This is a genomic window from Allopontixanthobacter sp. (genome assembly GCF_034376665.1).
Classification (GTDB): Bacteria; Pseudomonadota; Alphaproteobacteria; order Sphingomonadales; family Sphingomonadaceae; genus Allopontixanthobacter.
In genome coordinates this window covers 23,378-32,959 of record NZ_JAXMJI010000023.1, presented here as the reverse complement: position 1 = coordinate 32,959, position 9,582 = coordinate 23,378, and the positions used below count along the sequence as shown (strand labels likewise).

Here is a 9,582-nt window from a genome sequence, read left to right as displayed (position 1 = left end):
ACCCTAAGGCCTTCATCACTCACGCGGCATTGCTGGATCAGGCTTTCGCCCATTGTCCAATATTCCCCACTGCTGCCTCCCGTAGGAGTCTGGGCCGTGTCTCAGTCCCAGTGTGGCTGATCATCCTCTCAGACCAGCTATGGATCGTCGCCTTGGTAAGCTTTTACCTTACCAACTAGCTAATCCAACGCGGGCCCATCAAAAGGCGATAAATCTTTGGTCCGAAGACATTATCCGGTATTAGCAGTCATTTCTAACTGTTATTCCGAACCTGATGGTAGGTTCCCACGCGTTACGCACCCGTGCGCCACTAACCCCGAAGGGTTCGTTCGACTTGCATGTGTTAGGCATGCCGCCAGCGTTCGTTCTGAGCCAGGATCAAACTCTCAAGTTTGTGTCACGAACCATTCAGCACGATCTAGGATCGCTAGCCGAACAGCCCGAATTTCGGGAGCCGATACCTGCACTTGTCAAACGTAATGGATACGAAGGACATGTCCAAACCATCGATGCGTGAGCAAGGATGGAATGTTAAGGCATCGACTTGATTAACCGGTATCCGGAGCCCAAAAGCCCCCGGACCGGGCGCCGTCGCCCACATGTCCCTTCATCTAAAACTAACAATGTCAAAGAGCCATCCAACATAAGAAGCGGACAACTAGGGTTCCCCGATTTTGAAACCGGGGGACTGGTTGTCCGTTTATACTGGCGACCGAGGCGTTTGAGGCGGTTGAAACCGTCTGTTCCGCTCCGGTGGATTGGCTTCTACTGATGACCTCGGTTTGGGTCAACGGCTTTTTGCAATTTTATTTCAAACAGGCGAAAAAAGCCCGCAATTCCGCGGTTTTCCAGCTACAAAACTGCGACAGTCCGAGGCGGGTTTTCAAGCCATTTTCGGGATTTTGGCAGCTTTTGGCGGGAATCACGCGGTCGTTCGGCCCGCCCTAACGCATTTCGGCGGTCCGATTCCCCATTCCGGTGCTGCGAATTATTCACGATTCCCCTGTATCGCACGCGGAACGATGCCCGAAGCCAACCCATCTTTCCGCAGTGCGGCGACATCAGGCGAACCGCTGGAGACTGACCACGGGTTCAGCGGGCGTGTCCGCAGCGCGATGGCGTGGCGCTGGGGTACGCAGGTGCTAGCGCAGATCATCACCTGGGGATCGACGCTGGCGGTCGTGCGCCTGCTCGATCCCAGCGATTACGGGCTGTTTGCGATGACGCAAGTCGTGCTGGCTGCGCTGGCTTTCCTCAACGGATACAGTTTCGCCACATCGCTGATCCAGGCGCCGCAGATCAATGGCCGCAAGGTCTCGCAGGTTTTCGGAATGCTGATCCTGGCGAACGGCCTGATCGCGTCGGCGCAGTTCCTGCTCGCTCCCTATATCGCCGCCTATTACGGCCAACCTGTGGTGGCGGATATGTTACGGGTCCAGGCGGCGCTGTTCCTCACCGTGCCGTTTATCGCCCTGCCCTCTGCCCTGCTCGCCCGGAAGATCGAGTTTCGCAATCAGGGCCTGGTTAACCTGGTTTCTGCCGCGGCAGGTGCCGGGGTCGCCCTATGGATGGCGTGGCGGGGATATGGCGTCTGGGCGCTGGTCTTTGCCCCGATCGCTATGGCAATTACCCGCGCGCTGGGCCTGACGATTGCCGCCCGGCTGCTGGTCTGGCCGAGCTTCGATTTCCGCGGCGCGCGTGACATCCTGACTTTCGGCGGCGCGCTGACGCTGTGCCAGCTGTTCTGGATCATCCAGAGCCAGAGCGACATCTTCATCGCCGGCCGCGCTTTCGATACGCACGAACTCGGCCTCTATTCCGAGGCGCTGTTCCTGACGCTCATCGTGACGGGCCGCTTTCTGCCCCCGATCAACGAGGTTGCCTTTCCTGCCTATGCGGAACTGCACAAGCTGGGGAAGCCGCTTGCTCCGTTCTTCCTGCGCACCCTGCGGACGGTACTGCTGGTGACCGCGCCGATCTATATCGGCCTCGCGCTGACGGCAGATGCCGCGGTGCTGACCCTGTTCGGTCCCAAATGGTCGGAAATGGCCCCGATCGCGGCGGGCCTCGCCATTGCCATGCCGCTGATGGCGCTGCAGATTGTCTGTTCGCCGGCAACCAATGCGATGGGAACGACGCGTATCTATGTGACCACCAGTGCCATCGGTGCGGTGGTATACCCGGCAGTCTTCCTGATCGGGATTGCCTCTGGTCCGATGGGACTCGTTCATGCGTGGTGGGTCGCGGCGCCGACCCTGCTGGCTGCGACCCTTGCACTGACATTGCCGGCCGTGGGGCTGAGCCTGGGCGAGTTGCTTGCCGAACTGCTGCCGGTGGCGCTGGCCTGCGCGGTGATGGCGGGGGTGGTCGCCGCAGTCCAAGCGGCTGCGGGACCCGTTGCCGCACCCATGCAACTGCTGCTGACGGTGCCCGCCGGAGCGCTTGCCTATGGCGTAACCCTGTGGCTGGGCTGGCCGCCCTTGCTCCGCGAGACCTGGGCCATGCTCCGCAAAGACCGGCAGATCGCTCTTACCGCCTAGCACCCGTTCGGCGCACTTGGAGCTGAAGGGCCGAAGTGGTAAGATGCCCCCGGTACCGCTGGACACACAAGCCTGGTTCTTGCGGACCGCGGGAGAGTCGGCATGATCTCAGCCCCCTTGTTCGCAGCGGCCCTGGCGTCGGCCCCTACCGCGCCCGCGCCCCCCGTTGTGGCGAACGCCGCGGGCGAGGCAATGGCCGAACTGCCCGACGCCGGTACTGCCTCGAACACCGAAATAATCATTGGAACGCCAGACAGATATGACCGCATGACCGTGCCCGTAACGGTCGAGGGCGAAGGTCCGTTTCGCTTCATGATCGATACCGGCTCGCAAGCGACCGTGGTCACCCGCGGATTGAGCGAAAGGCTCCAGCTGGAAACCGTGGGAACCGCGACGGTGGTGGGCATGGCCAGCCGGGTTCCGGTGCAGCTGGTCGAACTGAACGGGCTCGAATTCGCAGCGCGGGTGCTGGACAATATCACCGCCCCGCTGCTGGAGGCGCACCATATCGGTGCCGACGGCATCCTCGGGCTCGACAGCCTGCAAGACTTGCGGGTGATGATCAATTTCCGCGACGAAACAATTGCCGTCGACAATGCGAAGGAACTGGGCGGCAATCGCGGTTACGAGATCGTCGTCCGCGCGCGGCGGAAACTTGGCCGCCTGATCATCACCGATGCGGTGATCGACGGGGTCAGCACCGCTGTCATTATAGATACCGGCGCGCAGGGCAGCATCGGCAACATGGCGCTGCGGCGCAGGTTGCGCGGATCCGACCAGGGCCCCTCTACCGCGACCGATGTGAATGGAAGTGCAATCAAGGGCAACGTTGCCATCGCCAAATCGCTGCGGATCCAGTCAGTGCAGCTAAGCAACACGGCGATCACCTTTGCCGACAGCCCTGCATTCGACGAGCTGGGGCTCGGCCGCCGCCCTGCCCTGATCCTTGGGATGAACGATCTGCGGGGGTTCGACCGGGTGGCGATCGATTTCAATTCACGTCAGGTGCTGTTCGATCTCCCGCCGCAGTCCTACCGCGGTGCAACTCCGGTTCGATCGACCAAGGCCACGCGGCTTTATTCCCAAGCGGCGCAAGGCGGTTAACAGCCCCGGCTGCCAACCAGCCATTGCGTAAAGGGGCGCGGGGCACCAAATGCAGCGCCGATGCCACCCGATTTCCCCACCCCGGCGCCCGCCAATCACGATAGCTGGAAAACGCTCAAGCGGTTCCTGCCTTACCTGTGGCCGAGTGGTAATGCCGCTCTGAAGAGCCGGATCGTGATCGCCATCCTGCTGGTGCTCGCGGGCAAGGCGACCACTCTGCTGTTGCCGTTCGCCTACAAGAACGCGGTCGATACGATGACCACGGCCAGCAACGAGGCGATGATGGTCGCAGCGGCGCTGGTGCTGGCCTATGCGCTCGGCCGGTTCACCAGCGTGGTGTTCGACAATCTGCGCAACATCACCTTCGAACGTGTCGGGCAGGACGCCATCCGCCAACTGGCCGAAGACGTGTTCCGCCGGCTCCACCGGCTGAGCCTGCGCTTCCATCTGTCGCGGCGGACGGGGGAGATCACCAAGACGATCGACCGCGGGACCAAGAGCATCAACACGATGCTGTATTTCCTGCTGTTCAACATCGCGCCCACAATCATCGAACTGGCCGCGGTGGCGGTGATTTTCTACATCAATTTCGGCCTTGGGCTGGTGCTGGCGACCGCGCTGACGGTTGTTACCTATATCTCCGTTACGCGGTGGATCACGGAGTGGCGGACCAAGCTGCGCGCCGAGATGAACGATCTGGATGGTCGCGCCCATTCGCGCGCGGTCGATTCGCTGCTAAATTACGAGACGGTCAAATATTTCAGCGCCGAAGCCCGCGAGGAGGAACGCTACGCCGCATCCACCCGCGCCTATGCCGAAGCAGCGATAAAATCGGAAAACTCCCTCGGCCTGCTCAATATCGCACAGTCGCTGATCACCAATCTGCTGATGGGCGGGGCGATGGCCTATACCGTATGGGGCTGGAGCCAGGGATTCCTGACGGTCGGCGATCTGGTGTTCGTGAACAGCTATCTGATGCAGCTGTTCCGGCCATTGGATATGCTCGGCTTCGTCTACCGTACCGTCCGCCAGGGACTGATCGACATGGCTGCGATGTTCCAACTGATGGACAGCGAGGTCGAGGTTGAGGACCGCCCCGGCGCGCCGGCTTTGGCCATCCGCCAGCCGACCATCACCTTCGACAATGTCGTGTTCGGTTACGATCCCGATCGCACCATCCTGCATGGCCTGTCGTTCCATGTCCCGGTTGGCGGCCATATCGCGATTGTCGGGCCATCCGGCGCGGGCAAGAGCACCATCGCCCGGCTGCTGTTCCGGTTCTACGATCCCTGGTCTGGCCGCATCCTGATCGACGGGCAGGACATCGCCCAAGTCACCCAGGCCAGCCTGCGCGCAGCGATCGGAATTGTGCCGCAGGACAGCGTGCTGTTCAACGATACCGTTGGCTATAACATCGCCTATGGCCGGGCGGGCGCGAGCGACGAAGATGTGCTTGCGGCGGCGCAGGGCGCGGCGATCCTGCCCTTCATCGAGAAACTGCCCATGGGCTTCGATACCGAAGTGGGCGAACGCGGGCTGAAGCTATCGGGCGGCGAGAAACAGCGCGTGGCGATCGCCCGCACTTTGGTCAAGAACCCGCCGATCCTGGTCCTGGACGAAGCCACCAGCGCCCTCGACAGCCGCACCGAGCAGGATATTCTCGACACGCTTCACCAGGTGTCGGAAAACCGCACCAGCCTGTCGATCGCCCACCGCCTGTCAACTATCGCCGATGCCGACGAAATCCTGGTTCTGAGCGATGGGCGGATGGCGGAAAAAGGCAGCCACGCGGCGCTGCTCGAACGCCGCGGGCTGTATGCCGATATGTGGAACCGGCAGCAGACCGAAAGCGGAGCGGAAACCGAAATCGCCGAATAAAATCCAGCCGAAGTGCCGCGTCCGCTCCGATTGCCGCTATCCTGCGGGCTTGCGCAAGGTCGGACTGTTGAGGTCGAGTTCACTCACCGGAATGACTTCGACGCTGGGATAATCCTGCCGCAGGTCGTCGATGAACTCCGCCGCGTTACCGACGATGATCAGCGAAGCATTTTCCGGGCGGACAATCCGCCGCGACACCGCGAGCGCGGCTTCCGGCGAAACCGCCTGCAGCCGCTCAGCCAATAATGCCGCTTCTTCGGGCGCGATCCCCTGCTGCAGCAATCCGGCGACGATCCCGTTGAACCCGCTGCTCGTTTCCAGCGCCCGTGCATAGCTGCCCGCCAGGAACAGCCGCCGTTTCTGCAGCGCCTCCTCCTCCAGCGGCGCGGTGCCAAGCAGTTCGAATTGCTCTAGGATCACCGCTGCCACTTCGTCGGCGGTTTCATTCTTGGTCTGGGCGCTCGCGTTCAGCACCGCCTGTCCTGCCCGGGCCCCGAACGAGCTGTAGGACCCATAGCTGAGCGCGCGCTTGGTCCGCACTTCTTCGAACAACCGCCCGTTCGACCCGGAACCCAGCACGGTATTGGCCAGCATCAACGGATAATAATCGGCATCGCTGCGGGAGATCGCGCGAACCCCGGCAATTACGGCGGCCTGCCCAGCTTCGGGCATGTCGATCACCAATGTGCGCGGGGCCGGTGCAGGGCCGGAAGGATCCGCGATCGGGGCAGGTGCTGGCTGATCGCTCAGCCAGTCACCGAACAGCGCGCCCGCGATTTCCTTCGCCCGGTCGGGAGCAACACCGCCGCTGACCACGATCTGCGCCGCCGCAGGGTGCCACCAGCTAGCCCGGAAGCTGGCGAGATCGTCCCGCGTCAATCGGGTGAGACTTTCCGCGGTGGTGACCCCGCCATAGGCGGCAGTGCCGTACATCACCGGCGATGCAATGAGCCCGGCCAGACTGCCCGGATCCTTCATCGCCACCTGCAATCCATCCACCGCACGTTTACGTTCGCGGTCGAGCTCGTCTTGCGGGAAAGAGGCGTTGCGGATCACGTCCGACATCACCTCGCCAGCCGCCATGATATTGCCCACCGGCGCGGTCAGACTGACGAAGGTCCCGTCCGGCCCCGCGCTGGCCGACATTGACGCGCCCAGGCTTTCGAGCGTCTGGGCGATCTGCTCTGCGCTGCGCGTGGCGGTGCCCTTGTCCACCAGTCCTGCGGTCATCTCGGCAAGTCCGGCCTTGCCCGCCGGATCGGCGCTGGTGCCGCCGGGCAGGACGACGGTGATCGTCGCCAGCGGAACATCGCCGGTCTGGGTGGAGACCAGCCTGATCCCGTTATCCAGCGTCGTCTGGATCAGGGGCGCGCGTTCGACCGTGGGGACCGGGCTCGGGGTGGGCGGTGCCTGCCGCGTGGCTTCGTCATTCAACAGCGCCGGCTCGCCGGAAGCAGGGGGCACACTGCGGAACGTCGGCATCGGCACCGGATTGGCATAGGTGGAGGGGTCCGCCTCGCCCGCGACATAGCGCATGGCGACAACCGATTCCGCCGTTAGCCACGTCTGCGCAACCCGCATCACATCGGCTGCGGTGACGCTCGCAATGTCGGCCATGAGCCGGTCGGCCCAGCGCGGATCGCCGGTGGAAACCAGTGCTTCGCCGAGTTCGAACGCCCTGCCCCGCGCCGTTTCGCGGCGGCTGAGCGTGCCTGAGACCCATTCGTTCTTGGCTTCGCGCAATTCGGCTTCGCTGACCGGCTGCGTCCGCAGTCGCTCGAACTCGGCGGCGAGCAAGGCGGAAACTTCGTCCTGATCGGCGACGGGGCTTAGGATCGCGAAGCTGGCGAAATAGCCGCCCTCTTCCGACGTGTTGGCGAATTGCTGCGCCTCCACCGCTTTGCCCGTCCGAACCAGAGCGTTGTAGAGGCGGCTGTTCTGGCCGCTCGACATGATCGCGTCGAGCACATTCACCGCAGCAACGTCCGGATGGGTCTGGGGAGGCAGTTGCCACAAATACCCGACCACCGGCAGCGGCACATTGGGGGCGGTTGCGACCAACGAACGCGGCTGCGTGCGGCGTTCCTCGCGCGCGGTGATTTCGAGCGGGATTGCATTGCTGCGGCGCGGGATCGCAGCGAAATACTTGTCCATCAGGGCGCGCAGTTCGGCCGTCTCGAAATTTCCGGCAACGATCACGGTTGCCGTATCCGGCCCGTAATAGGCCTGGTGGAACGCCCGCGCATCGTCCAGCGTGGTCGCGTCCAGTTCCTCTATATTGCCGATCCCGGGCCGCCGGTGGGGCAGGATATCATAGCCGTTTTCGGCAAACACCAGCCGCAGCCGGCCATAAGGCGGCGCGAGAATCCGCTGGCGCAGTTCCTCCTTCACGATCGAGCGTTCCTTTTCGAACACTTCGGCATCCACCACCGGACGCGCCATGCGTTCGGCATGGGTCCACAGCATGGTCTCGAGATATTCCGCCGGGACCGTTTCGTAATAATTGGTCCGGTCGTCCCCGGTGGAGGCGTTGCGCTGTCCGCCGACATCCTCGGTCAGCTTGTTGATCATGTTGTACGGCATATTCTCGGTCTTGCGGCTGAGAATATGCTCGAACAGATGGGCGAAGCCGGAACGCCCCTCCGGATCATGCTTGGAACCGACATCGTACCAGATCGAGGTGGTGACCGTGCTGGTACCCTGATCGGGGAGCGCGATCACACGCAGCCCGTTATCCAGGGTCCATTCCTCGAATTCGATCTGCGGGGCGGAAAGTGCTTCGGCGGAACCAGCCGGTGTCTGCGCGGCCAGCGGCAAGGATACTGCCAGTGCCAGCATACCGCATCCTGCGGCGAGAAAACTACGAAACATCAAGCAGCCCCTTTTCGGATTGAATCTGTGACCGGAAGAAACCATCCAACCGGCAATTTTTCAAGTCGGACCTCGGCTTAACAGACGAAAAGCGAAGGCAAACCGACGAATGCCTTGCGTCAGGCGGGCTCACCGAGCAGCGGCAGAATCAACTCGTTGTAATCGGACAAGTCGAACGATCCCGCCCGGACATACCGTACCCGGCCCTTCCTATCGATAATATATGTGGTGGGCACGGCATTACGGATAAGCCCGTAATCACCCTTGAGCGAACTTGCGAGCGGGTAGGACAAGGCGGCGACTACCGATTTCAGCTTGGACTTCGGGACACTGTCCTGGGTAACGACTCCGATGATTTCGAAGCCCTTGTCCTTATGGAGACGGTGAAACTGGCTCATCATGGGCATTTCCGCCTTGCATGGCGCGCACCACGTAGCCCAGTAATTGATTACGAGGACATGGCCGCGATAATCCGCCAGCACCTTTTTGGAACCGTCGAACATCCTGACGGTAAAATTCGGCGCTGGCTTGTCGACGTCCGCCGGGATGGCGGGTGCGGCAAATGCCAGATAAACGAAAGCCAATGCGGCCCGGATCAAATTGCGCAATTTCTGCCCCCCGATAAAAACCCATCGATCCAATTTTTTAAGCTAGCAGACAATATTCACAAATCCAGCAGCCCCAGCATTTACTTAGGGTACTACAGGAATCGTGGTTCCGGTCGCAGCTTTTGAAGTTTCAACTATCACCCCGCGTCCGGAAAACGTTCGAACCGCGGCAGGTCCGGCAGATTTTCTTCCCAGCCAATAGCGTCCGCCATCTGGACATGAACTTGCGGCGGATAGTCCTCCGGCTCGTCGAGAGTCGCGGTCTGGATGTCGACCAGGCCGGGCAAGGCGTTCTCGTTGATGTACCACAGGCCGGTTCCGCAGGTTCCGCAGAAGAAGCGCTGCGCATCGGCGGAGGAATCGTATTGCCTGGGCTTGCCCTGTTCAATCGCGAAATCATCTGCCGCCACGGCGATCCAGGCGACACCGGTGGCCCCGGCGCAGCGGCGGCAATCGGTGCAATGGCATACGGAACTGTGCCGCACTCCGCCGCGAAAACTGTAGACGATTGCGCCGCAATGGCAGCGTCCGGTGGGAATGGCGATTCTCCTGTGATCGGGCGCCATGCTAGCACGAAATGC

The 9,582-nt window shown here is 62.0% G+C and carries 6 protein-coding genes and 1 rRNA gene; 3 read left to right on the top strand and 4 right to left on the bottom strand.

Annotated features, from left to right (window positions below):
• A 16S ribosomal RNA gene (locus tag U0988_RS02395) occupies positions 1-394 on the bottom strand; the annotation flags it as partial.
• A gap of 628 nt (positions 395-1,022) precedes the next feature.
• Here U0988_RS02395 and U0988_RS02390 point away from each other — a divergent pair.
• The 3 genes from U0988_RS02390 (at position 1,023) to U0988_RS02380 (ending at position 5,522) form a co-directional block, all read left to right on the top strand.
• Complete coding sequence (locus tag U0988_RS02390; RefSeq protein ID WP_322291051.1) at positions 1,023-2,540, top strand: lipopolysaccharide biosynthesis protein; 1,518 nt, start codon at positions 1,023-1,025, stop codon at positions 2,538-2,540.
• Between the two features lie 102 nt (positions 2,541-2,642).
• A complete protein-coding gene (locus U0988_RS02385) occupies positions 2,643-3,644 on the top strand; it encodes an aspartyl protease family protein (protein ID WP_322291050.1) in 1,002 nt (333 codons plus the stop codon).
• A gap of 60 nt (positions 3,645-3,704) precedes the next feature.
• Positions 3,705-5,522 (top strand): ABC transporter ATP-binding protein/permease, encoded by a 1,818-nt coding sequence (locus U0988_RS02380; RefSeq protein ID WP_322291049.1) that lies wholly within the window; start codon positions 3,705-3,707, stop codon positions 5,520-5,522.
• 36 nt (positions 5,523-5,558) lie between these two features.
• Here U0988_RS02380 and U0988_RS02375 read toward each other — a convergent pair whose 3' ends face one another.
• The 3 genes from U0988_RS02375 to U0988_RS02365 all read right to left on the bottom strand — a co-directional run bounded on the left by U0988_RS02375 (position 5,559) and on the right by U0988_RS02365 (position 9,567).
• The gene (locus U0988_RS02375) at positions 5,559-8,393 is read right to left on the bottom strand and encodes a pitrilysin family protein (protein ID WP_322291048.1); all 2,835 of its coding nucleotides are present in this window, start codon (positions 8,391-8,393) and stop codon (positions 5,559-5,561) included.
• A 119-nt stretch (positions 8,394-8,512) separates the two neighbouring features.
• Entirely contained in the window at positions 8,513-8,977 is a 465-nt protein-coding gene (locus U0988_RS02370; RefSeq protein ID WP_322291047.1) for a TlpA disulfide reductase family protein, read from the bottom strand.
• A 161-nt stretch (positions 8,978-9,138) separates the two neighbouring features.
• Complete coding sequence (locus U0988_RS02365) at positions 9,139-9,567, bottom strand: GFA family protein (RefSeq protein WP_322291046.1); 429 nt, start codon at positions 9,565-9,567, stop codon at positions 9,139-9,141.
• Positions 9,568-9,582: the final 15 nt, after the last annotated feature.

What these genes read in the sequence shown, in the direction of transcription:
- U0988_RS02390 (WP_322291051.1), top strand. Translation starts at nt 1,023, where the DNA reads ATGCCCGAAGCCAACCCATCTTTCCGCAGTGCGGCGACATCAGGCGAA.
- U0988_RS02385 (WP_322291050.1), top strand. Translation starts at nt 2,643, where the DNA reads ATGATCTCAGCCCCCTTGTTCGCAGCGGCCCTGGCGTCGGCCCCTACC.
- U0988_RS02380 (WP_322291049.1), top strand. Translation starts at nt 3,705, where the DNA reads ATGCCACCCGATTTCCCCACCCCGGCGCCCGCCAATCACGATAGCTGG.
- U0988_RS02375 (WP_322291048.1), bottom strand. Translation starts at nt 8,393, where the DNA reads ATGTTTCGTAGTTTTCTCGCCGCAGGATGCGGTATGCTGGCACTGGCA.
- U0988_RS02365 (WP_322291046.1), bottom strand. Translation starts at nt 9,567, where the DNA reads ATGGCGCCCGATCACAGGAGAATCGCCATTCCCACCGGACGCTGCCAT.